Below are 24,889 nucleotides of genomic sequence, written 5' to 3' on the forward strand. Positions count from 1 at the left end.
ACACATGAAAACTAATTTTATAAAAAGAGTAAGCTATAAATACGGGTGGGTACTGCTTTTAGCAGTGTATACGTCCTCATGCAGTTTAAAGGAATACAACCCTTCTGCTTTATCTGAAGATAATGTACTGCGCAACTTCGATGGCTGGAAAGCCTATCAGTCGAACTGTTATACCGGCCTCTGGGGATCGCTGATCGGCATGCCTTACGGTATCGTATCTGAAGCCGGTACCGATCTGTGGACCTTTCCTTACGGAAACCATAATCAGTACAAGGATCTGTTGGCTTACGAAGAATTTACAACCAATTCCGGTATCGTAAGGAATGTATGGGATTATGCCTGGGGATCCATAAAAGACTGCAATAAAACAATTCAGCTCGTACCGCAATTGACAGATGGAAATGCTGAGGATATTAAAGTGTTGACGGCAGAGGCGAAACTTTTAAGGGCCTATTATTATTCTGTACTGGTCGCGCAATTCGGAAAGGTTCCTTTAATCCTGGTTGATAGTCCTGTTAAAGATCCCAACCCCAAACGGAATGATATCGCTGAAATTTATGCCCAGATCGTTTCCGATTTGAGAACCGCTTTTCAGGATCTTCCGGTAACCCCTTATGGAGGCAATGCAGCGCGGGTTACCAAAAAAGCGGCATTCGGTCTTTTGGCCCGTGTATATGCGCAAGGAGCCGGTGAGGGGTTGAATGAAAATGGAAAATCGTATTGGGTGCGCGCCAAAGAAGTGGCCGACAGCCTCATCAATAACGCCGGCGCTTACAACGCTACTTTATACAATGATTTTTCAATGGTGTTTGCGGCAGCCAACAACCGGAAAAATGCAGAGGCTTTGTTTACCGCCTATGGGTTGGATCCGTATGACGCCTCTTATGATTATTTTACAGGCAACTCCAAACCCAATATTTACCTCCATTATTATCCCAAGCTGGATGATGCATTTGGAACTTCCGACGTTTTTAAAAGAAGCGTAAACTCCAATACCTCAAACGCCTACTACGGGCGCCTGAACCAGCAATTCATCGCTCCCACGAAATACCTGGTAGACTGTTTTAATGCTCAATATGATAAAAGATGGGAGAATACATTTGTTACGGCATTTGCTAATTATTCCGGTGTACAGGCCATTACAAGTTTGGGTACCGGCGTTCCTTCTCCGGCAAATGTGACCTACAATGCCGCCACGGTTACGCTTACCGCTGCCATGTGTACAAAGTATGGCATTGATGCGGCACATGTAGGAGAAAAGATCTATCCCTATGCGGACGTAAATACCCGTAATGCATCCAAAAATGCCACCTGGCAATACATCCCGATGATCTGGAATAAAGGAGCGCATGCCGGCGCCACTTCAGATCTGTCTACCATCCCAAATGCCAATGTGCATCCTTATCCGCTGGCTCCTGACGAAGACCGGTTTTTCGCTTATTTGAGCAAAGACCCGCTGACGGCTGCCGACAAAAAGACCCGCAGGTATGTTACCGTGAATATTAATGACCTGTTTGACCTGTCCGCAGATCCAACAGGGAGTACTTATAAAAGTGTTACCACCACTAACGGATTCCCTTCAGCAAGCCTGGCCAACCTGTTCCCTGCTATGATGAAGTTTAACCACAATTTCGACGGCGGATGGCTGGGGGGTAATTTTCAGCAAAAGCTGGGAAACATCATGATTATGCGGATGGCCGAAGTATACCTCATTGCTGCCGAAGCAACCTTGCACGTAAATAATGACGGGGCCGCTGCCGCCAACTATCTGAATGTATTGCGTAAACGCGCCTGCCGGAACGCTGCAGACTTCAACACCGGCACCGGTATGCAACTGGCAACAGCAACCATGAACGATGTTTTTGATGAATATGCCCGTGAACTCTGCGGTGAATATAACCGTTGGGCACTTTTAAAACGCAATAAAGCATTTGAGACCCGGCTGCAGAATTACAACAGGACCGCTTTTGCAAATTTTGTTGCCGCCAAGCATTATAACCGCCCCATTCCATTTGCTTTCCTGAACCAGATCAACAATGCAGATCAGTTTGGGAACAATGGATATTAAACAGTAGACAAGCTGTCCGTGCCCGTGCAATTTGAACGGAGTGCGGATAGCTTTTTTGGAGTGATAAGCAGGATGGAGAAAACGGTTAAATTAATGGAAATAATTGTTGATACGGCTGTTTTCCCTGGCTTTCGTTTTATCTTAGGCAAGCGCCCATAGGCCGGCATTGGTTTGTCCCATACAAACTATCCGGAAGTATTCATATTACTGATATTTAAAATAAACAGAACCTTCGATTTTACTACTATTATGAAACGATCCCTTGCGATAGTCTTTTTATGTTTCTTTTTTTCGGTTGCGGTTCGGGCGCAGCAAGGGCTGCCGGTGCAGGTAGCAGCCAACCGGCATTATTTTCAGACGGCCGACGGCAAACCCTTTTTTTGGCTGGGCGATACCGGTTGGCTCCTGTTTGTAAAATGCAACCGCCAGGAAGCGCTGCATTATCTGGATATACGGAAACAACAGGGGTTTAATGTGATCCAGGTAATGGTGCTGCATACGGTAACCGCTAAAAATGTTTACAGCGATTTTGCCGTGGCAAACGGTGATGTTTCAAAACCGGTAGTAACCAATGGTGCAGACTTCGGGGATAGCACGCAATACGACTTCTGGGATCATGTTGAATTTATTATCAGCGAAGCCTCAAAAAGAGGGATCTATATGGCATTGGTTCCGGTATGGGGCAGCGACGTAAAAGGCGGAAAAGTAAGCGTGGAGCAGGCAAAAGCGTATGCCCGGTTCCTGGCAGGCCGCTTTAAGAAATATACTAATATCATCTGGATGAATGGGGGCGATATACCGGGGGATGAACATATGGAGGTATGGAATGCCATCGGAACAACCTTAAAGAAATACGACCCGGCGCATCTGGTTACATTTCATCCACGCGGACGCTATACATCATCAGACTGGTTTCAAAAGCAACCCTGGCTTGATTTTAATATGGCGCAAAGCGGCCACCGGACCTATGCCCAGGATACCAGCTTGCAGGAAAAACACCGGTTTGGTGAAGATAACTGGAGATATATAAAACTCGATTGGTCGTTGGCGCCCACCAAACCTGTTTTGGATGGAGAGCCTTCTTATGAACATATTCCCTATGGACTGCATGACAGTCTGCAACCCAGATGGGACGCGGCAGCCATAAGACGCTATGCTTACTGGAGTGTATTTGCCGGCGCGGCTGGTTTCACCTACGGCGATAATGCCGTAATGCAGTTTCATACTATTAAAGAGGGTGCCGGCAGTTTCGGGGTAAGAGAAAACTGGCAGGATGAATTGACCGCCGCAGGCGCCACACAGATGCGGTTTGTAAAGGAGCTGCTGTTATCCCATGATTACTTCAGCCGCGTGCCCGCCCAGGAGTTGATCGTAAATAATAATCAAACAAAATACGATTATATACTGGCCACAAAAGGTAAAGGATATGCAATGGCCTATTCGTATACGGGGAAGCCGTTCAGGATGGATCTGGCGAAGCTCGGATTTAAACCCGCGAAAGCGAAATGGTATATTCCTGCGAGCGGAAAATATATACCGGCGCAACTGAACCGGACAAAGGGGGTCGTGCAATTTGACCCCCCTGCGGCGAAAGAGAATGTGGATGGAACAGACCGGGTTTTGGTGTTGGAAAAATAATCATTGTTTAGAACCCGCCGTCGTTTCGATGAGTCCGCCGAAGGAGGATGAAGAGAAATTTCGTTTTTTAATGACTTTAAAAGATATGTCATTAGCAGCGGGCGGAGAAATGGCTGATTGTCACAATTGTTTAACTCAATACAAATACAAAAGAATAAATTGAAAAAGATTCTGGCTATACTTTTAATAACCATTGTCATGAGCTCCTGTTCCAGCAGGGCTTATTTATTCACCTCCTTTCATGAGCCGGCAGATGCCGGATTAAGGATGTTGTACAGTTATGACGGCTACCGCTGGGAAGATTTTAATACCGTTTTCCTGAAACCCGGAGTGGGTAATCAAAAAGTAATGCGCGATCCTTCAATGGTTCAGGGACCAGATGGAACCTTTCATCTGGTATGGACCAGCAGTTGGCGCGATGATAAGGGGTTTGGATACGCTTCTTCAAAAGACCTGATACATTGGAGCGAAGAGAAATTTATACCGGTAATGGAGCATGAACCGACAACGGTAAACGTTTGGGCTCCTGAACTATTTTATGATGCGCCCCGCAAACAATATATTATCATATGGGCCAGCACGATACCTGGCCGCTTTGAACGGGGACTGGAAGAGGAGCGCAATAACCACCGGATGTATGTGACCACTACCAAAGACTTTGAAACCTTTACGCCGGCAAGATTATTCCTGGATCCGAAATTCAGTGTCATTGATGCCGAAATTGTCCGGAGGGCTAAGAATGATTATATTCTGGTTTTAAAAGATAATACGCGGAACGAACTGGATATTAAAGTGGCATTTAGTAACAGCCCGCTGGGCCCCTGGCGGAATATATCAAAAGCCTTTACGGAAAAATATACAGAAGGACCCACAACGGTTAAAGCAAAAGATCAATGGCTGATCTATTATGATGCGTACCGGAAAAAGACCTATGAAGCATCCGGCACCAAAGATTTTATTCATTTTGAAAATGCCAACAGCAGGATCAGCGTGCCCCAGGGCCATAAGCACGGAACGATCGTTCCCGTGAAGAAGCAGGTGGTGAAGCGATTAATAAAACAATTAAAAACAGCAAATAGGTCATAGCTAATGGTTCATAGGTCATGGTATCTTTCAAATGAAAATCGCCCATGAACTATAAGCTATGAACCATGATCTGAAACACAGTAAGATGAAAAGAACATTGAGTATAGTATGCGGCTTGTTTTTTTATACAGGTGTGCTGCACGCCCAGCAGGATACAGTGCGCTACACTGGCGAAACTTTATCCAACGTCGATTATCACCACGGGCAATTGACGCCCGCCGTCGGGGTGCATAATATACAGGTGTTCCGGGCCAACCGGGAGCATCCGGAATGGGCGGGTGGCCTCAACTGGACCTATAATCACCAGCCCATGCTGGTATACTGGAACAACAACTTTTATCTTCATTTCCTGAGCGATCCCATAGGGGAGCATATAGCGCCGGGGGCTACTTTCCTGGTAACTTCCAAAGACGGATATCAATGGTCGGATCCTGTAGCCCTTTTTCCGGAATATAAATTGCCGGACGGCTTTACAAAGGAAGGACGCAGTGAGGTAACGCATAACAGCTACGCCGTAATGCACCAGCGGATCGGGTTTTATATTTCAAAAGAAAAGCGCTTGTTTGCATTGGGGTTTTATGGAATTGCCCTGGGCCCGCATGATGATCCGAATGATGGCAACGGCGTGGGCCGGGTGATCCGTGAAATAAAAAAAGACGGCAGCTTTGGCCCCATCTATTTTTTAAGATACAACCACCGGTTCAGTGAACAGAATACAAATTACCCGTTTTATAAACACGCAAAAGATAAAGGCCTACAGGCAGCCTGCGAGGAAATTCTATCTAACCCCTTATTAATGCAGCAGATGGTAGAAGAAGCGGACCGGAATGATCCGTTGATACCACTGAAGAGAGAACTGAAAGCATTTTCCTATTATCATTTGCCCGACGGGCGGGTGGTAGGACTCTGGAAAAATGCATTGACCAGTATTTCGGGTGATAATGGGAAAACCTGGAAATATAATCCGCTGAGAGCGCCAGGCTTTGTGAATTCGAACGCAAAAATATGGGGACAAAAAACCAGCGACAACAAGTATGTAACAGTATATAATCCCTCGGAATTCCGGTGGCCGCTCGCATTGTCTGTAAGCAATAACGGGCTGGAGTATAAAAACCTGCTCTTGGTAAACGGGGAAATCACCTCGATGCGGTACGGTGGCGCTTATAAAAGTTATGGTCCGCAGTATGTGAGAGGGATACAGGAGATCAACGGCCAGGGGCCCGATGGAAAGATCTGGGTAGGATATAGTATGAACAAGGAAGATATTTGGGTGGCCTCCATTCCGGTTCCCGTGCGAAGTGAAGTATCCGGTAATGTGAATGACGATTTTTCACAACTGAAACCGGATACTGAATTAATCAACTGGAATACCTACAGTCCGCTTTGGGCGCCCGTTGCCATAAAAACCGTGAACGGGAAAAAAGTACTGAATCTTAGGGATTGGGATCCGTTCGACTATGCAAAAGCGGAGCGGGTGGTTCCGGAATCACCGGCAATGAAAATTGCATTTGATATAACTCCGGCGCAGACAGCAAATGGCCGGCTGGATATTGAGCTGCAGGATGCCCGCAATACGCCCTGCGTGCGGATTTCATTTGATTCAACAGGGTCAATTATTACGAAAGCAGGATACCGGGACCGCTCGATCACAAAATACGAAGCAGGAAAAAATTACAGGTTTGTTATCGAGGTTGATGCAGCAAAAAGATTCTATACCATATCGGTCAATGATTCCAAACCCCTGAACGGTATTTTCTTTGCCCCGGTACACAAAATTCATCATGTAACGTTCCGGACCGGTAGTGTGCGCAGGTTTCCTGATGCAGATACGCCTACCGATCAGGATTATGACCTGCAAAATGCCGGGGCAAAAGCCAAAGAGGCAGGCTATAGCCTGCGTTATTTCAGTGCCGAAGCAAAATAAAAAAAGACGGTTATTTCGTCATTTCGATGAGCCCTTCGCAGAAGGACGAGGAGAAATCTCGTGCTCTGGTAAAGTGATTTTTCCCGTTTCCCGGTTGTCGCATATTGTTAAAACTTGCAATTGATTTTTATGAGGGTGGAGGTGGCTTGTAATGCGCCGCATACGTTTGCATAAAAAAGTAATATACTCCATCAGCTTAATTATATAGTACAACCAATGCTGTAATAAGTAGAATAATTTTATTCGGATATAAAAAGACAAACAAATAACAAAAGCCGCGATTGCTTTTTTAGATAAGATCTTCTTACAGTCATTATGGATCGAACGATGTTTTAATGCCTTCAGATCAGTATAAAGTGCTCGCATCGCATAAAATAAATAATAAAATGGCAGATACTCCTGTTTCCACGCTTGGCGTCATCATTGGCAACCGCGATTTTTTTCCTGATAAACTGGTGGCGGAAGCACGTACTGAATTGATCGGATTATTCAAACAGCTAAACATTCGCGGTATATTTTTAGCCGATGCGGATACCAAGCTCGGTGGAGTGGAAACCTTTGCAGATGCACAGAAATGCGCTGCCCTGTTCCGTCAGCACCGGGAAACAATAGAAGGTGTTTTGGTAGTGCTTCCCAATTTCGGAGATGAAAAAGGCGTGGCCGAAACGCTAAAACTGGCAGGACTCGATGTTCCGGTGCTGGTGCAGGCCTATCCGGATGATCTGAATAAACTCGATGTGGTGAACCGGCGGGACGCCTGGTGTGGTAAAATATCCGTATGTAATAATTTATACCAGTACGGGATCAAATATACCCTTACCTCCAAACATGTGATCCGGTTAAATGATCCGGTATTTCAAAAAGATCTTTTGGATTTTACATCGGTATGTAAAGTGGTAGGGGGATTAAAAAAGGTGCGCATCGGGGCCGTAGGAGCCAGACCCACTGCATTTAACACCGTTCGGTACAGCGAAAAAATTTTACAGCGTAATGGTATCTCCGTAACAACGGTTGATCTTTCCGAGATCCTGGGTAATGCCAATAAATTAACGGCGAATGATCAGGTGGTGAAGGATAAGTTGGAACAGATCCATGCGTATACTTCCGTAGGGAAAACACCCAGCGAAAAATTAGTCCAGATCGCGAAGCTGGACGTAGTGCTGCGGGCCTTTATGCAGGAAAATGCACTGGACTGTACAGCGATCCAATGCTGGACCTCCTTACAGCAAAATTACGGCTGCAATGTTTGTACCAGCATGAGTATGATGAGCGAAAATATGTTGCCCAGCGCCTGTGAAGTAGATGTGACGGGCACCCTGAGTATGTATGCGCTGCAATTGGCAAGTGGCGCTCCAAGTGCGCTGGTAGACTGGAATAATAATTATGCTGATGATGAAAGCAAATGTGTATTGTTTCATTGTGGCAACTGGGCCAAATCCTTCCTGCCGGATATCAGTATCAGCACGGCGCCGATTTTGGGTACTTCTGTTGGTACGGAAAATACCTATGGCGCGCTGGATGGTCGCACACCCGCTATGCCATTGACGTATGGGCGGATCAGTACAGATGATTGCAAAGGAGTGATTAGGGCTTATGTGGGTGAAGGAGCGTTGACGGATGATGAGCTCAAAACCTTTGGTAACCGCGCTGTGGCGCAGATCAATAATTTACAGGGGCTGATGCACTATATATGCCGGAATGGTTTCGAACATCATGTAGTGATGAATGCCAGCAAAACAGCCGGCATTTTAAAAGAAGCTATGGAAAATTATTTGGGTTGGGATACACATGTGCATGAATAATAATAAGTGAACAGTGCTGACATTGAATGTTGAACCCTGAACAATTGAGCATGACAACAAAAGAATTAAAACAAAAGTCCGCGGAGTATCGTAAAAAGATACTGAAATACATTGTAAAGGCAAAAGCGGGTCACACCGGCGGAAGCTTATCCTGTACAGACATTCTTAATGTTTTGTACAATGAGATCATGAACGTATCTCCCGGAAATTTTTCTTCGCCCGACCGGGATCGGTATATTCAAAGTAAGGGTCATACCGTTGAAGCGTTGTTTGTGGTGCTCGCCGATAAAGGATTTTTCCCGGAAGAAGATCTGAATACGTTGTGCCAGTACCAATCACATTATATCGGCCATCCTACCCGCAAAGTGAAGGGCGTGGAGCAAAACACAGGCGCCCTGGGGCACGGCCTGCCCATCGCCGTAGGCACCGCTATCGCGGGAAAGCTGGATGGTAAAGACTATAACGTATACACCTTAATGGGCGATGGAGAAATGCCGGAGGGTAGCAACTGGGAAGCCGCACTGACGGCTGCTCATTACAAACTGGATAATCTTTGTGCTATTGTTGACAAAAACAGTTTGCAGATAACCGCGCCAACGGCTGATGTATGCAATACGGATCCGCTGGATGAAAAATGGAAAAGCTTTGGCTGGGCCGTAAAGGAAGTGGAAGGCAATGATGTTGAAGCGTTAAAAAGCATGCTGCAGCAGCACCCTTTTGAAGCCGGCAAACCCAGCTTACTCATTGCGCACACTACTAAGGGTAAGGGGGTGAGCTATATGGAAAATGTGTTGAAGTGGCATCATGGCGTTCCGTCAGCCGAGGAATATGAACAGGCCATCAAAGAGCTGGATCAGGTATTGACGACCTTATAAAATATAAAATTTCTTCCCTGGTTCGCCGGGAAGCCGAAAAGTCGGGAAGATTTTGTTTTTCAATTACCGCTTTACCGCCTTTCCGGCCGAAAATGAAAACAGATATATAAAACGATGGCAGAACAAATTAATACAACATCCTGCAAGCCCAACCTGGAAGTGTTTTCGGAAACCCTGCAGCGGCTGGCGGAAACCGACCGCAATATTGTTGCCGTAACCAGTGACAGCCGCGGTTCGGGCAAGCTGGTGCCTTTTGGAAAGCGTTTCCCAAAACAGATCGTTGAAGTGGGCATCGCCGAACAAAACCTGGTGGGAGTGGCAGCGGGACTGGCCTCCTGCAATAAAAAAGTATTTGCCACCTCACCCGCCTGCTTTCTTACGGCCAGGGCACTGGAACAGATAAAAAATGATGTGGCTTATAGCAACAATCCTGTAAAGGTTATCGGGATCAGCGCCGGTGTCAGCTATGGCGCACTGGGCACAACGCATCATAGTTTGCACGACTTTGCCGCGCTCCGGGCCATCAATAATATTATTGTAGCAGCACCCGCCGATAACTGGGAAACGGAACAGGCCATTGAGCTGGCGGCAAAAACGGAACTGCCGGTATACCTGCGGTTTGGCAAGAAGCCCATGCCGTTTTTAAAGGAAGCTTCGGAGGAAGTATTTGCATTTGGCAAGGGGCGTGTTATTGTAGAAGGTGATGCGATTGCCATCATCGCCTGTGGTGAAACGGTGCAACCGGCATTGGAAGCAGCGGCTTTGTTGCGGGAGGAGAACATTGCGGCTACTGTTGTGAGCATGCATACGATAAAACCACTGGATGCAGAGTTGCTTTCGGCTGTTGCCCGTAAATGCAAAGCAGTGCTTACCGTGGAAGAGCATAGTATTTACGGAGGGCTGGGGGAAGCCTGCGCTTCCTGGTTGCTGCAGCAGGGTATTTGCAGGCCGTTTAAAATAATGGGTATCCCTGATGAATATACGGTTACCGGTTCACAGGGTGATATTTTCAGACACTACGGGATCAGTAAAACGGGCATCGCTGATGCGGCCCGGGCACTGGTCCAGGTGGCAATACAGTAATCGACAGGTGTGGACAACGGCACTACAAAAATAAATACCCGAGTAATGAAACAAACGATTGGCAAACTGTTGATGATTTGCTGCACTATTTTCCTGTTGGGAGCGTGTGGGCAAAAGCACGATGCATCAAAACAGAAAAAAATCGCGATTGTGATCTCGACCCTGAACAATCCCTGGTTTGTATTTCTTGGGGAAAAGGCGGCAGAAAAAGCACAGGCCCTGGGCTATGAAACCAAATTGTTCGACTCTCAGAATAATACGGCATTGGAAAGCGATCATTTTGATAATATCATCGTGCAGGGTTATAATGCTATCTTATTTAATCCTACGGATGCGGACGGATCGGTAGCGAATGTGCAGAAGGCAAAGGCTGCCGGAATCCCGGTATTTTGCATGGACCGCGAGATCAACTCCCTTACAGCGGCTACTTCCCAGATCCTTTCCGATAGTTATTCCGGTGCGGTGGCGCTTGGGAAATATTTTGTGCAAACATTGCACAAGAAGGGCAATTACGTAGAGCTCCTGGGGCTGGTGGGCGATAACAATACCTGGGCTCGCTCCAAAGGATTTCACAGTGTGGTGGATCATTACACGGGGTTAAAAATGGTGGCGCAGCAAAGCGCGGATTTTGACCGGAATAAAGCAATGGAAGTAATGGAATCGATCCTTCAGGCGCATCCGGATATTGACGGGGTGTTTTGCGGTAACGATGCCATGGCCATGGGCGCTTATCAGGCGCTGCTTACAGCCGGGAAAGCTGCGGAAGTAAAAGTATTTGGATTTGATGGCGCCGATGATGTGATCAACGCCATCAGGGACGGCAAAGTGGCGGCCACCGGTATGCAGTTTCCCGCGGTAATGGCGCAAACGGCGGCTGTATTTGCGGATGACTATATCAAAGGAAAGCGGTCGTTCCCCCAAAAAATACCGGTTGCCGTAGAGCTCGTTACCAATAAAAATGTAGATGATTATGCGGCCTATGGGAAAAAATAAAACGATAAATAATCGACGGAGTGAATAAATTGCTTAAATATGGAATCGGGATCCTGCTGGTTGCTCTTGCAGTGTATAATTCCGTTTATATTAAAAAACTCAGTAGTGTCCGGGCCTCCCCGGCAAAACTGGATACGAAAAGCTATGTAGATCAATTGTGGAAAAACCGGTTGCCCGCTAAACTGGACAGTGCGATTGATATCAATATATTAAAAAATGCCCTGGAGACCGTTGGTAGCAAGGCTTTTGATCAGTACACCAATGCCCTGGCGATCGGCAATTACCGGTATGCGCTCGTAAAAGGCGCCGCCATTGTAGATAGTGTGCACGAAGATGAACTGTTGATTACCCTACAATCAACGCAACCGCTTAAAGCCATCCTGCAAACCGAATTTGTTTACGGGAATACACTTCGGGATGCTTCGCGATTGGTTGACCTGACGACTTTCCCCAATACCAATGACCTGAACAGTATTTCCGAAGCCATGAATGAAAGAGTGCGCAATCAGATCGCATCGGAATGGCGGCCACTCCTGAAGCCCGGCACCCGGTTCGAATTTACAGGCGCCATAGAATTAAACAAAGAACATCTTCATTTTGATAATATTGAGATCATACCGGTACGCATAAAAATATCCTCCGATGCTGGTCGCTAAAAATATAAGCAAAAAATTTTCCGGTATCACCGCGTTGGATAAGGTGAACCTGGAGCTGTTGCCCGGTAAGGTAAATGCCATTATCGGGGAGAACGGCGCCGGTAAATCTACCCTGATGAAGATCTTCTCCGGTGTATATACAGAATACGAGGGAACGCTGATCTATAAGGGAGACGCTGTCCGGTTTGCTTCAACAAAAGATGCGGAAAAGGCCGGGATCGTTATCATTCACCAGGAGCTGAATCTGGTGCCCCAGCTCACCATTACCGAAAATATCTTCCTGGGCCGTGAGTTGATCAACCCCTTTGGTTTGCTCGATAAACCAAAAATGAAAAACGAAACCAGCCAGTTACTGCAGCGCGTAAAACTGGAGTTGTCTCCGGATACACCCGTTCATAAATTAAAGGTGGGGCAACAGCAGTTGGTAGAGATCGCCCGGGCGCTTTACACGAATGCGGAGTTGATCATTATGGATGAACCTACTTCCGCAATTACGGACCGGGAGGTGGAACATTTGTTTAAGATCATCGATGAATTGAAGGAAGCGGGTAAAACGATTGTTTATATCTCTCATAAATTGAAAGAACTTTTTTTAAAAGCCGACCGGTATATCGTATTGCGTGATGGCACTACGGTGGCTTCCGGTGATATGAAAGAGATTACCCAGGAAGCGTTAATTGAAATGATGGCCGGGCGAAAAATTATCATCCAGCGAAACGATACGCCTGTTGATTGTACCGAACCGTTGCTGGAGGTGAAAAAGATCAGTCTTAAAAATCCTGCGGCACCGTCGGCCTGGCTGGTAAAAGATACAAGCTTCACGGTACACAAAGGAGAGATCCTGGGCGTATATGGATTGATGGGCGCCGGCAGGACCGAATTGATGGAAACCCTTTTCGGCTTGCATCCCAAACTAAGCTCTGGCACCATGCAGATTGGATCTTTAAAACAAATACCCCGGTCTCCGGCTGGTGCTGTTGCAGCGGGTATCATGCTGGTTCCGGAAGACCGCAAGCTGCAGGGACTTTGCCTGGATCTGGCCGTGCGGCCCAATACAAGCATCACCGTTTTGGATGGATTGCAGGCAAAAGGATTGATGATCAATAAAACAAAGGAACGTTCGCTTGTAAATGAGTATATCAGGCAATTAAATATAAAGACGGCCTCGCAGGAAACCCTGTCGCGTCATTTAAGCGGCGGCAACCAGCAGAAAATCGTTATCGCTAAATGGCTGGCCAAAAAGCCAAAAGTGCTGCTGCTGGATGAACCCACACGAGGCATCGATGTGGGGGCGAAAGCAGAGTTATACCAATTGATAAAAGCGCTGGCCGCTACAGGAGTAGGGGTTATTGTTGTTTCTTCGGAAATATCCGAGATCCTTGCGCTGGCACACCGCGTATTGGTAATGTGTGAAGGGGAGCTTACCGGAGACCTCCCTGTTGCGGAAGCAAGTGAATCCGGATTATTACAGTTAGCCATTCATAAAAATTAATTTCAGGAATGTCGGAAGCTACTATTACCTATAAGCAGCGGATCAAAAGCCTGCAGTCGTTAATCGCACTGGTGGTATTATGCATACTGCTAAGTGTGCTTACAGATAAATTTTTTACGGCAGATAACGGGTTAAATATCCTGCGGCAAACGGCCGTCAATATTTGTGTGGCTACCGGTATGACCCTGGTGGTGTTAACGGCGGGGATTGATCTTTCGGTAGGCTCCGTACTGGCGCTTTGTGGGGCTATTGCGGCCGGGCTGCTTAAAAACGGATGGACATTTCCATCTGGTGATATGTATGTCGGGTTTACGATTTTTGGTGTGTTATTGGCAGCAGTGCTAGTGGGCAGTGTATTGGGGTGGTTTAATGGTTTTGTGATCACAAAATTTAAAGTGCCGCCCTTTGTGGCAACACTGGCGATGCTTACGATTGCGCGCGGACTCACCATGTTGTACACAAAAGGACAGCCCATCAGCAACCTGGGGCCAAAATTTGCTTTTATCGGCGCCGGCTCCTTTTTGGGTATCCCGGTACCGGTCTGGATCGCGCTGCTGGTGGTATTGTTGGCGGCTTTTATAACAAAGCAAACCCGGCTGGGCCGGTATATTTATGCCATCGGCGGCAACGAGACCGCTGCAAAATTTTCAGGCATCAATATCCCGAAAGTAGTGATAATGGTATATGCCCTGGCAGGCATGATGGCAGCTGTGGGCGGCATCATCGTTACTTCCCGGCTCGATTCTGCACAACCTAATGCAGGGGTTAGTTACGAACTGGATGCTATTGCGGCGGTTGTTATCGGCGGCACATCGTTGAGCGGTGGTCGCGGTACGGTTTGGGGCACGGTTATGGGCGCTATTATTATCGGCGTACTGAACAATGGCCTGGTATTATTGAACGTATCTCCGTTTTGGCAGCAGGTGGTAAAGGGTGGCGTAATTCTGCTGGCGGTTATTATTGATAAGATTGGTAATAAAAATGACTGATAAAATATTGGACCCGACTTCAGGTCAAATGGCATCAATCTGGAGCCTGTCCCGCAGAAGGCGGGATCGCACAGCGTCGGCTGTGTTGCATGGGGCAGCGGATATACTTACCATAAAGAATTAACAAATCATAAATGTCTTTTATTCTTTCTATAGATCAAGGTACAAGCGGCACCAAAACGTTGGTAGTGGATGCATCGGGGCAGGTACTGGCCAGGGGCACCAAACCGCTGCACACCCATCATTTCGGTGAGGGGTTTGTAGAACAGGATCCCATGGGAATTTATGAAAACGTTGTTGCTTCGGTAGCCAAATGCCTGGATGATCTTTTGTCTAATGGAGGTGATAAAAATGCCATCAGCGCTATCGGGATCTCGAATCAGCGGGAAACCTTTGTACTATGGGATAAGCAGGGAACACCGCTTTGCCCCGCTGTGGTCTGGCAGTGCAAACGCTCGGTGGCCATCTGTGAACAATTAAAACAACAGGGATTGTCGGAACAGATAAATGCAGCAACGGGCCTGGTCATTGATCCTTATTTCTCTGCAACCAAGTTGATCTGGCTGGTGCAGCACAATGCAATCATAAAGGAAAAAATACAGCAGGGAGAGGTTTTTTTTGGAACGGTTGACACCTGGGTGCTGTATAAATTAACCAACGGCGATAGTTACTATACAGATCATACCAATGCGTCACGCACCTTGTTTTTTAATATTCACTCGCTGCAATGGGATCAGGAGCTGTTGCAATTGTTTGGACTTAGTAATATCCGGCTGCCGGAAATAAGACCCTCATCAGCGCATTTTGGTGACACCAGCATAAATGGATTATTAAAAAAAGAGATACCGGTGACAGGTATGATCGGTGATTCCCATGCCGCTGCTTTTGGTGAAGGCTGCTTTACGGCGGGTTCGGCTAAGGCAACATTGGGAACGGGCTGCAGCATTTTAATGAATATTGGCAACCGGCCCCTGGCTTCAAAAAAGGGAATGGTTACGACCATAAACTGGAGCATAAAAGGCCGGGTGGATTATGCATTGGAAGGCGTGATCGTGACCTGCGGTGCTACGCTGGAATGGCTGAAGAATGAACTGCAATTATTTGAAGACAGCCGGATGACGGCTGCCATGGCGGAATCCGTATCTGATAACGGGGGCATTTACCTGGTACCTGCCTTCAGCGGGCTGGGTTCCCCGCACTGGCAAATGAACCGGAAGGCCTCCCTGACGGGGATGAGCTTTAGCACTACAAAAAATCATATTGTACGGGCCGCGCTGGAATCGGTAGCCTACCAGGTAAAAGACGTGATCGCGGCTATGGAAATGGATACGGGGATCGCATTAAAAGAATTGATGACGAATGGTGGGCTTACAGCTAATAATTTTGTAATGCAGTTTATGACGGATGTGCTGGATAAACCGGTTTATCAAAGTACTATGGCCGATGTATCGGCCCTGGGTGCGGCTTACATGGCCGGATTGGAAGCTGGGATATTTAGCGGCCTGGAAACATTGATGGGCCTGGAAAAAAATAAAAAACAAAACACTCCTTCCGTGGGAAAGGCATTAGCAAAGGAAGGATATAAAGGCTGGCGGGATGTCATCGCCGGAAAAATATAAATTGAGTGTAATGAGGATAGATAAATTTATAACAGGATTGCTGGGAATGTTTATGGCTGTACAAGGCGCCGCGCAGCCACTGGTGCTCCGCGATGCGGATTTTAAACACTATGTGGACCGGTTTAACACCTTGCCGCAGGAAACCGTTGTTCAGCCCATTCCGGATGCGGCCTCCTGGAACTGGATGCAAAAAAATATTCCGCTGTTTAGTTGCCCCGACAAAAAATTTGAAGAGATCTATTATTTCCGCTGGTGGACCCTGCGTAAACATATCATACAAACACCACAGGGATTTGCCATTACAGAGTTTTTAATAAAACGCTCGTATGCAGATAAGTATAATTTGATCAGCAGCGGCCTGGGGCATCATATTTATGAAGCGCGCTGGCTGCACAATCAGCAATACCTGGATGATGATCTGCTGACCTGGTACCGCGGTAATGAGGGAAAGCCGTTAAAGAAATTGCGGTTTTACAGCAGTTGGAACAGTGATGCCATTTATAACCGGTTTTTGGTAAACGGCAATACCGCATTTGTGAAAAACTTGTTACCCGATCTGCAGGCGGATTACCAGGCATGGGAGGATGAAAAAAGATACCCTGGTGGTTTGTTCTGGCAATATGATGTTCGGGATGCCATGGAGGAAACCATCAGCGGCGGACGTAAAGAAAAAAATCCGCGGCCTTCGATTAATGGCTATATGTACGGGAACGCTAAAGCCATCTCCGCAATTGCAATGCTGGCGGGTAATACCACATTGCAGCATTTATATCAGGAAAAAGCGGATACCCTAAAGAAATTAGTGCAACGCAATTTATGGAATAGCAAAGCGCAGTTTTTTGAAGTGCGCAAACAGCCGGCAGATACCCTGGCCAATGTGATGGAGGAGATCGGCTTTATTCCCTGGTATTTTAATATGCCCGACGCCTCTTATAGCAGGGCATGGAGCAAACTGATGAGCCCGGCGCATTTTAATGCACCTGCCGGTATTACCACCGCTGACCGGAGCCATCCGGCGTTTCGTACGCATGGCTGCTGCAAATGTGAATGGGATGGTGCCGTGTGGCCTTTTGCAACAGCGCAAACACTAACCGCCATGGCTAATTTGCTGAATAATTATAGACAGGCTTACGTATCAAAAAAGGATTATTTTCTTCAGTTGAAAAAGTATGCGGCAGCACAGCATAAAAACGGGGCGCCTTATATCGGCGAGTATATGGATGAAAAAACCGGGCAGTGGCTTACGGCAGATGAGCGGGGTCGTTATTACAATCATTCTACTTTCAATGATCTTGTAATTACCGGACTGGCAGGACTGCGCCCCCGCGCGGATAACCAGGTTGAAGTAAATCCTTTGCTGCCAGCCGGTACATGGGACTGGTTTGCCCTGGATAATATTTTATATCATGGAAAAATATTAACGATTATCTGGGATAAAACAGGAAAAAAATATCATAAAGGGAAAGGCTTATCCGTTTGGGCGGATGGGAAATTAGTGGGCCGTTCAGATAAATTGGGTATTGTAAAAGGCATCTTGAAATGAGATATAGATGGATCATAGGACTAGTAATATTGCTTGGCACACAGGCAAGAGCGCAGCTTTCCGTTGCAAAGATCATCGGGAATAACATGGTGTTGCAACAGGGACAACCAGTTGCAGTATGGGGCCGTGGAATACCCGGGAAACAGGTTGCCGCAACATTTAAAGGACAAAAAGCAACTACAGCGGTAAAGGCCGACAGCAGTTGGAAAATTGAGCTGCGTCCCTTGAAGGCTTCTTTTGATCCTGCGGTGCTGGAAATTGTTTCGGGGCAGGAAATAATAAAACTCAATAATATTCTTGTGGGAGAAGTATGGCTGTGCTCGGGGCAGTCTAATATGGAATTCGCCATGCGCAAGATCGGCAAATTGCAATCCCCTCCCGGAGCCGGCTGGCCGGTAAAAGAGCTGGAAACGGCGCATAATAAAAATATCCGCATCTTCCTGGTGGAACGAAAAAAAATGGCTCCGGACCTTACGCACGCCGGATGGTCCGTTGCGGAAGATGATGCCCTGCGCAGCTTTTCTGCTGCCGGTTATTTTTTTGGCAAAGAATTGCAAGCCAAATTAAAAGTGCCGGTGGGCATTATTTCAGCAGCCATACCGGGGAGCCGGATAGAACCCTGGATGCCCCGCGAAGCTTTTACGGTATTGGATTTTTTTAAAAAGCAAACAGACAGTACACATAAGATTGACGGGGATCCCGGTAAATTCTACAATACGATGATCCGACCGCTGATCCCTTTTGCGTTGAAAGGCTTTTTGTGGTATCAGGGAGAATCCAATTGCTTTCTGAATGAGCGGCTGCAATACACTTACAAGATGAATGCGCTGATCAATTACTGGCGTAAAGAATGGCGCAATTCCGCATTGCCATTTTATTATGTGCAGATTGCTCCGTATTATTATTCGAAGGCCAAGGATCGACCTTATACGGTTTTTAGCGAGCCCGAATTTTGGGAAGCCCAGCAGGCGGCGTTGAAAATACCGAATACGGTAATGATCAATACAATGGATCTGAATGATAACCCCGCAGACCTGCACCCGGTTGATAAATGGGATTTGGGCAAACGCCTGGCGCAGTCGGCTTTAAGTAAAACCTACCATGCATCGGCTGCAACACCCATGGGGCCTGTGTTTAAGACGGTAATAATAGAAGGTGCAGCTATGGTGATCAGTTTTGATTATACGGGGAAGGGACTGGTCAGCAGGAATGGAAAGCCGCTGAACTGTTTTGAAATGGCAGATGAACAAGGGCAGTATGTTCCGGCAACAGCAGTTATAAAGAATAACAAAGTTTGGGTTTCCGCTGCGGGTATAAAAAAACCGGGCGCGGTACGCTTTGCCTGGCGGGAGGACGCCAGGCCCAACCTGTATAATAAGGATGGGTTGCCGGCATTGCCGTTCCGGACCGATAGTAAATTGATGGCGGCGTTTAAGCCGGAATGACGCTCTGCGAGACTTGTAGTCTCGCAGCACTATTCTATCGCCTGAGGCGATAAAATAATTACTTCGGAACAGTATGTTCCGAAGAGCGCATTGCCGGGACTTGCACTACAGATGAAGTGAGTGACACAACGAGGCTGAGCGATGCACAGAAGCTTACAAAATAAAAAAATGAAACGCATTATTTATATGCTTTTTTTGATCCTTGCAACGCAGGCAAATGCACAACAAACCGAAGTGCAGTATTTGTCTGGAAAAGGAAATAACGATATGGTGCAATGGGATTTTTATTGCACGGGTGGAATGAATGCCAATAAATGGACCACCATTGGCGTGCCCTCCTGCTGGGTGTTACAGGGTTTTGGGAAGTATAATTACGGGTTTGCAAAAGACAGCGCCAAAGGAAAAGAAAAGGGTTTATATAAACGCAGCTTTACGGTACCGGCCGGCTGGAAAAATAAAGTAATCAATATTGTTTTTGAAGGAGTGATGACCGATGCCGAAGTTAAAGTAAACGGGACGTTGGCAGGCCCTATACACCAGGGCGCTTTTTATGCGTTCCGGTACGACATCAGTAAATTATTAAATTATGGTAAAGACAACCTGCTGGAAGTAGCGGTAGCCAAACATTCGGCCAATGAGTCGGTAAATGCGGCCGAGCGCAAAGGCGATTTCTGGATCTTTGGCGGCATCTTCCGGCCCGTTTGGTTAGAGGCATTACCGCCAACACATATTAATGCAGTTAAGATTGACGCGCGTGCAAACGGTTCCTTTGCAGCAGTGGTGCAAACCAATGCATCAGGAAGGGAGCGCATGCGTTTTGAGATCTATGACAGCAGGAATAACAAAGTGGGCAGTTACGGCGCGCAAAATGCATCTGATCTTAGAAAGGGAAACTTTTTTGCACAAGGGCAACTGAACGGTATAAAATCCTGGAGCCCGGAAGCTCCCAACCGGTATAAAGTGGTTTTTACTTTATATAAGAACGGGCAGGTGGTGCACCGGGTATCACAAAAATTCGGATTCCGTACAGTGGAGCTCAGGCAGCGCGATGGTATTTACATCAACGGCGTTAAAGCAAAATTCAAGGGGATCAACCGGCATTCCTTCCGGCCGGAGACCGGTCGCACCATGAGCCTGCAAAACAGTATTGAAGATGTGTTGCTGATAAAGCAAATGAACATGAATGCGGTGCGGATGAGCCATTACCCGCCGGACGGGCATTTCCTGGATGTATGCGATTCGCTGGGCCTGTTTGTGATGGATGAACTGGCCGGCTGGCACGGGCATTATGATACGCCAACGGGAACAAAATTGTTAAAGGAAATGATCGACCATGATGCCAATCATCCTTCTGTTGTAATATGGTCGAATGGAAATGAGGGCGGGCACAATTTTGACCTGGATCCGTTGTTTACCCGTTTCGATATACAACAACGGCCGGTAGTGCATCCCTGGCAATTGTTTAACGGTATTGAAACACAGCATTACCGCCAGTATAATTACGGCGTGGGCAATTATGATCAGGGTCATGATATCGTATTACCCACAGAGTTCCTGCATGGACAGTATGATGGCGGCCATGGCGCCGGATTGGAAGATTACTGGGAAAAAATGTGGCGGGATCCCCTGCATGCCGGCGGGTTTTTATGGGATTTTGCAGACCAGGCCGTGGTGCGTAAGGATCTGAACGATTCACTCGATACTAATAAAGGGAATGCTGCGGATGGCATCGTAGGCCCGCATCATGAAAAAGAAGGAAGTTTTTATGCAGTGAAACAAATATGGAGCCCGGTGTATTTTGAGCGCAGGGAAATAACGCCGGAGTTTGATGGCCGGTTTATTCTTGAAAATCGGTATTTATACACCAACCTGGACCAATGCAGCTTTAGCTGGAAACTGGAAAAACTGACATTGAGAAAAGGAACAATAACCGGTGTCTCAAAAGCACCTTCAGTGAAACCAGGTAACAAAGGTATTTTACAGGTAACGCTGCCTGCGGGATGGAATGGCTACGATGTGCTGTACATAACGGTTACAGACAATCATAAACAGGAACTGTTTACCTGGAGTTTTCCGATCAGCCGGCCCGCTAAAATTACCGGAGCACTTGTAAAGGGCAGTACAGCTAAACAGCCGGTTACTATTGCAGTGGAGGGTACTCTTTATAAAGTGCGTGTGGGTGCCATTACACTAACATTCAATAAAGCGGATGGCTTATTAAAAGAAGTTCAGAATAGTAAAGGACTGCTTCCCTTATCGAACGGCCCGGTGATCGCCGGTGGCGCTACCAATTTTGCAGACCTTTCCTATCATTATGATTCGGCAAAAAATCTGGTACTGGCTTCTACGTATCATAAAAAGAATAGTTTTAATACCTTGCAATGGACTATTCATACCAATGGATGGGTGCAACTGACCGTAAATTATTTCCCCGATTCTTTGCATACAAAAATGCTGGGGATCAATTTTGATTTTCCGGAGAAAGAAATGCGCTCGGTAACCTATATGGGCAACGGCCCTTACGGGGTGTGGCGCAACCGGATGCAGGGAACTTCTTTGGGTATCTGGAATAAAAAGTATAATAACACCGAAACGGGCGAGACCTGGAACTATCCGGAGTTTAAAGGATATTATTCCGGTTTTTATTATGGACAGTTTAACAGTGGTGTACAAAGCTTTACTGTAGCTACTGAAACAGAAGATCTTTTTCTGCGGCTCTATTCCGCCAAATGGCGAACAGACCCCTGGCACAACTATGAGCCCTGGTTTCCCAAAGGTGATATTTCCTTTATGCAGGCGATCCCTTCTATCGGTAATAAAACCCAGACCCGGGAAACTACCGGCCCAATGGGCTTAGATAATATTTATTACGACTATGATAAAGATCCGGGCAGGGCATTGAAAATGACATTGTGGTTTGATTTTAATTCAAAATAGTAATTGATAATGCGGTTCAGATTTATACTGTTTTTTGTTGGCGTTGCTTTTGCTGCCCGGGCCCAGCTTCAGGTGCAAAATCTTACAATAGAGCAGCAGGCCTCCCCAATTGGTATTGCTACTTTACAACCGCGCTTTAGCTGGCAACTAAGCTCAGATAAAAGAGGGGTAAAACAAACTGCTTATGAAATACTGGTGGCAAGCTCTAAAGCGGCTCTTGAAAAGAACATAGGTGATGTATGGTCGTCCGGAACAGTGAAAAGCGATAACACATTGTTTGTGCATTTTAGCGGAAGTTCATTACAAGTCAACCGGTATTATTATGTAAAAGTGAAAGTGATTACAAATAAAGGCGAAGAAGCGTGGAGTAAGCCTGTGTTTTTTACAGTTGGATTGGTAAAGCAGTCAGAATGGAAAGCAAAATGGATTGGGCACGACGGGGGCTTTGGGTGGGATAGCATTACACAGTGGTCGCGGCTTTCGGCGAGGTATTTTCGAAAAGAATTCCCCGTCGCCAAAAAAATTAAAAAAGCTTTTGTAAATATCGTTGGGCTGGGTATGTATTCGTTACTGATCAATGGTAAAAAAATAGGCGATGCAGTGCTGACGCCGGCCCCGACCGATTATCGTAAAACTGTACTAAGTAATACTTACGATGTGACGGAACATATTACTACCGGCAATAATGCCGTGGGCGTGGTATTAGGGAATGGCCGCTTCTTCACCATGCGCCAAAATTATAAGCCGTATAAAATAAACAATTTTGGCTTTCCGAAGCTATTGTTTCAATTGGATATTATTTATGAAGATGGAACGAATGAAACAATTGTTTCCGATCAAAGCTGGAAGTTTACGGCAGATGGACCTATTCGTACCAATAACGAATATGATGGCGAGGAATATGATGCTACAAAGGAGTTAGGAGCCTGGTCGTCGGTAAATTATGATGCTGCCAAATGGATACAGCCGCAGCTCGTTGCGGCGCCTGCAGGGCAAGTGCGGCCACAGCCCAATCCTTCTATGAAAGTGATGGAAAAAATTCAGCCTAAGTCCATTAACAGATTGAGGGATGGCATTTACATTTTAGATATGGGGCAGAATTTTGCTGGCTGGCTGCAGATCAAAGTGAACGGTAAAAAAGGCGATAAGGTAAAAATGCGTTTTGCTGAGAGCCTGCAGCCGGACGGTGCCTTATATGTTGCCAATCTCAGGGATGCAAAAGTGACAGATATGTATACCTTAAACGGCGGGGGAGAAGAAGTCTGGCACCCGCAGTTTGTGTATCATGGTTTCCGGTATGTGGAAATAAGCGGCTGGCCGGGAACGCCCGATGTGAGCGACTTTGAAGGACAACTGGTGTATGACCAGATGCAAACGGCGGGACAGTTAACAACCTCCAATGCAACCATCAACCAGGTTGTAAAGAATGCCTGGTGGGGCATTGCGTCCAATTATAAGGGGATGCCGGTAGATTGCCCGCAACGGAACGAGCGCCAACCCTGGCTGGGCGACAGGGCGCAGGGCGCATACGGGGAAAGCTTTTTGTTCAATAATGCAGCGTTTTATGCAAAATGGTTAGATGACATTGAAGCAGCTCAAACGGCAGCAGGAGCCATACCCGATGTGGCGCCTGCTTTCTGGAATTATTATAGTGATAATGTTACCTGGCCGGGTACCTATATTTTGGTTGCCGAAATGTTGCGCCAGCAATTTGACGATACCCAAAGCATCATTAAACATTATCCGTCCATGAAAAAATGGATGCTATATATGAAGAACCGGTACATGAAAGATTTTATTGTTACAAAAGATAAATATGGCGACTGGTGTGTACCGCCTGAAGATCTGAAAATGATCCGCTCGCAGGATAGCACCCGAACTACAAAAGGGGCCTTGCTGGCCACAGCGTATTATTACAGGCTTTTGGGGCTGATGCAAAACTTCGCAGCCATAGCAGGCCATCCTTCCGACGGCGCTGAGTACGCCCGGCTGAAAGAAAATATCCGGACGGCATTTAATAAGAAATTCTTCAGGGCCGACAGCAACCAGTATGACAACGGCACGGTTACGGCCAACCTCCTTCCCTGGTATTTTGGGATGGTTCCTGAAGATAAAAAGCAAGCGGTTTTTACCAATATCATTAAAAAGCTTAATGCAGATAAAATGCATATCAGCACCGGGGTGATCGGCACACAGTGGCTCATGCGCGGGCTTACGCAGAATGGTCGCTCCGATGCGGCGTATACCCTGGCATCCAATAAAACCTACCCGAGCTGGGGCTATATGGTTGAAAACGGTGCCACAACTATTTGGGAGCTATGGAATGGAAATACCGCCAACCCACAGATGAATTCTCAAAATCATATTATGCTGCTGGGCGATCTGATGATTTGGCTGTTTGAGGATCTCGCAGGTATTAAATCAAAGGCGCAGGGCTTTAAAGAAATTGAGATGAAACCGGCCTTTAGAAATGATGAAAACATTTCGGCAGCGTATAAAAGCGTAAGAGGCGAGATCGTCAGTAACTGGACTCAGGAAAACGGAAAACTAAAATGGACCATTACGATACCGGCCAATACAGTAGCAAGGATATACGTTCCGGCAAAATCCAGGAAAGAGGTAAAAGAATCCGGAAGGATGATTGATGAAAAGAATGCTGTTAAATTTATAACCATGAGTGGGGGCGATGCCATATTTGAGATGGGCAGCGGCATTTATCACTTTACAAATTAAAAATGA

At 46.6% G+C, this 24,889-nt stretch carries 16 protein-coding genes; all 16 read left to right on the plus strand.

The features are described 5' to 3' along the window. The first annotated feature begins 4 nt into the window (after nt 1-4). The 16 genes from NIASO_RS18625 to NIASO_RS18700 all read left to right on the plus strand — a co-directional run bounded on the left by NIASO_RS18625 (nt 5) and on the right by NIASO_RS18700 (nt 24,883). The gene (locus NIASO_RS18625; RefSeq protein ID WP_008588563.1) at nt 5-2,068 is read left to right on the plus strand and encodes a RagB/SusD family nutrient uptake outer membrane protein; all 2,064 of its coding nucleotides are present in this window, start codon (nt 5-7) and stop codon (nt 2,066-2,068) included. A gap of 249 nt (nt 2,069-2,317) precedes the next feature. Beyond that, nucleotides 2,318-3,706: a glycoside hydrolase family 140 protein gene (locus tag NIASO_RS18630; RefSeq protein ID WP_008588565.1), complete on the plus strand. Its 1,389-nt coding sequence runs from the start codon at nt 2,318-2,320 to the stop codon at nt 3,704-3,706. 159 nt (nt 3,707-3,865) lie between these two features. Next, the gene (locus NIASO_RS18635) at nt 3,866-4,792 is read left to right on the plus strand and encodes a glycoside hydrolase family 43 protein (RefSeq protein WP_025299143.1); all 927 of its coding nucleotides are present in this window, start codon (nt 3,866-3,868) and stop codon (nt 4,790-4,792) included. An 85-nt stretch (nt 4,793-4,877) separates the two neighbouring features. Continuing rightward, the gene (locus NIASO_RS18640) at nt 4,878-6,716 is read left to right on the plus strand and encodes a sialidase/neuraminidase family protein (RefSeq protein ID WP_025299144.1); all 1,839 of its coding nucleotides are present in this window, start codon (nt 4,878-4,880) and stop codon (nt 6,714-6,716) included. Nucleotides 6,717-7,102: 386 nt separating this feature from the next. Beyond that, entirely contained in the window at nt 7,103-8,518 is a 1,416-nt protein-coding gene (locus NIASO_RS18645) for an L-fucose/L-arabinose isomerase family protein (RefSeq protein ID WP_008588570.1), read from the plus strand. Nucleotides 8,519-8,568: 50 nt separating this feature from the next. Continuing rightward, the gene (locus NIASO_RS18650; RefSeq protein ID WP_008588573.1) at nt 8,569-9,393 is read left to right on the plus strand and encodes a transketolase; all 825 of its coding nucleotides are present in this window, start codon (nt 8,569-8,571) and stop codon (nt 9,391-9,393) included. Nucleotides 9,394-9,507: 114 nt separating this feature from the next. Continuing rightward, nucleotides 9,508-10,476: a transketolase family protein gene (locus tag NIASO_RS18655; RefSeq protein WP_008588575.1), complete on the plus strand. Its 969-nt coding sequence runs from the start codon at nt 9,508-9,510 to the stop codon at nt 10,474-10,476. 45 nt (nt 10,477-10,521) lie between these two features. Next, the gene (locus tag NIASO_RS18660) at nt 10,522-11,469 is read left to right on the plus strand and encodes a D-ribose ABC transporter substrate-binding protein (RefSeq protein WP_008588576.1); all 948 of its coding nucleotides are present in this window, start codon (nt 10,522-10,524) and stop codon (nt 11,467-11,469) included. A 20-nt stretch (nt 11,470-11,489) separates the two neighbouring features. Continuing rightward, entirely contained in the window at nt 11,490-12,125 is a 636-nt protein-coding gene (locus NIASO_RS18665) for a DUF2291 domain-containing protein (protein WP_008588579.1), read from the plus strand. After that, entirely contained in the window at nt 12,112-13,617 is a 1,506-nt protein-coding gene (locus NIASO_RS18670; RefSeq protein ID WP_008588582.1) for a sugar ABC transporter ATP-binding protein, read from the plus strand. The genes NIASO_RS18665 and NIASO_RS18670 overlap by 14 nt, the downstream gene beginning before the upstream one ends. An 8-nt stretch (nt 13,618-13,625) precedes the next feature. Then, on the plus strand, nt 13,626-14,606 hold the full coding sequence (locus NIASO_RS18675) for an ABC transporter permease (protein ID WP_008588583.1): 981 nt from the start codon (nt 13,626-13,628) through the stop codon (nt 14,604-14,606). A 134-nt stretch (nt 14,607-14,740) separates the two neighbouring features. After that, the gene (locus NIASO_RS18680; RefSeq protein ID WP_008588586.1) at nt 14,741-16,225 is read left to right on the plus strand and encodes an FGGY family carbohydrate kinase; all 1,485 of its coding nucleotides are present in this window, start codon (nt 14,741-14,743) and stop codon (nt 16,223-16,225) included. Nucleotides 16,226-16,235: 10 nt separating this feature from the next. After that, nucleotides 16,236-17,768, plus strand: a complete 1,533-nt coding sequence (locus tag NIASO_RS18685; RefSeq protein WP_008588587.1) for an MGH1-like glycoside hydrolase domain-containing protein — start codon at nt 16,236-16,238, stop codon at nt 17,766-17,768. Continuing rightward, nucleotides 17,765-19,213, plus strand: a complete 1,449-nt coding sequence (locus NIASO_RS18690) for a sialate O-acetylesterase (RefSeq protein WP_008588588.1) — start codon at nt 17,765-17,767, stop codon at nt 19,211-19,213. The genes NIASO_RS18685 and NIASO_RS18690 overlap by 4 nt, the downstream gene beginning before the upstream one ends. Before the next feature lie 168 nt (nt 19,214-19,381). Then, entirely contained in the window at nt 19,382-22,150 is a 2,769-nt protein-coding gene (locus tag NIASO_RS18695; RefSeq protein ID WP_008588590.1) for a glycoside hydrolase family 2 protein, read from the plus strand. Between the two features lie 9 nt (nt 22,151-22,159). Beyond that, entirely contained in the window at nt 22,160-24,883 is a 2,724-nt protein-coding gene (locus NIASO_RS18700) for an alpha-L-rhamnosidase (RefSeq protein ID WP_008588592.1), read from the plus strand. Nucleotides 24,884-24,889: the final 6 nt, after the last annotated feature.

It is taken from the genome of Niabella soli DSM 19437, from assembly GCF_000243115.2.
Taxonomy (GTDB): Bacteria; Bacteroidota; Bacteroidia; order Chitinophagales; family Chitinophagaceae; genus Niabella; species Niabella soli.

Excerpts from the sequence above, each read along its gene's own strand:
- NIASO_RS18680 (WP_008588586.1), top strand. The coding sequence starts at position 14,741 with ATGTCTTTTATTCTTTCTATAGATCAAGGTACAAGCGGCACCAAAACG.
- NIASO_RS18690 (WP_008588588.1), top strand. The coding sequence starts at position 17,765 with ATGAGATATAGATGGATCATAGGACTAGTAATATTGCTTGGCACACAG.
- NIASO_RS18695 (WP_008588590.1), top strand. The coding sequence starts at position 19,382 with ATGAAACGCATTATTTATATGCTTTTTTTGATCCTTGCAACGCAGGCA.
- NIASO_RS18670 (WP_008588582.1), top strand. The coding sequence starts at position 12,112 with ATGCTGGTCGCTAAAAATATAAGCAAAAAATTTTCCGGTATCACCGCG.
- NIASO_RS18700 (WP_008588592.1), top strand. The coding sequence starts at position 22,160 with ATGCGGTTCAGATTTATACTGTTTTTTGTTGGCGTTGCTTTTGCTGCC.
- NIASO_RS18655 (WP_008588575.1), top strand. The coding sequence starts at position 9,508 with ATGGCAGAACAAATTAATACAACATCCTGCAAGCCCAACCTGGAAGTG.
- NIASO_RS18645 (WP_008588570.1), top strand. The coding sequence starts at position 7,103 with ATGGCAGATACTCCTGTTTCCACGCTTGGCGTCATCATTGGCAACCGC.
- NIASO_RS18660 (WP_008588576.1), top strand. The coding sequence starts at position 10,522 with ATGAAACAAACGATTGGCAAACTGTTGATGATTTGCTGCACTATTTTC.
- NIASO_RS18650 (WP_008588573.1), top strand. The coding sequence starts at position 8,569 with ATGACAACAAAAGAATTAAAACAAAAGTCCGCGGAGTATCGTAAAAAG.
- NIASO_RS18640 (WP_025299144.1), top strand. The coding sequence starts at position 4,878 with ATGAAAAGAACATTGAGTATAGTATGCGGCTTGTTTTTTTATACAGGT.
- NIASO_RS18630 (WP_008588565.1), top strand. The coding sequence starts at position 2,318 with ATGAAACGATCCCTTGCGATAGTCTTTTTATGTTTCTTTTTTTCGGTT.
- NIASO_RS18675 (WP_008588583.1), top strand. The coding sequence starts at position 13,626 with ATGTCGGAAGCTACTATTACCTATAAGCAGCGGATCAAAAGCCTGCAG.
- NIASO_RS18625 (WP_008588563.1), top strand. The coding sequence starts at position 5 with ATGAAAACTAATTTTATAAAAAGAGTAAGCTATAAATACGGGTGGGTA.
- NIASO_RS18685 (WP_008588587.1), top strand. The coding sequence starts at position 16,236 with ATGAGGATAGATAAATTTATAACAGGATTGCTGGGAATGTTTATGGCT.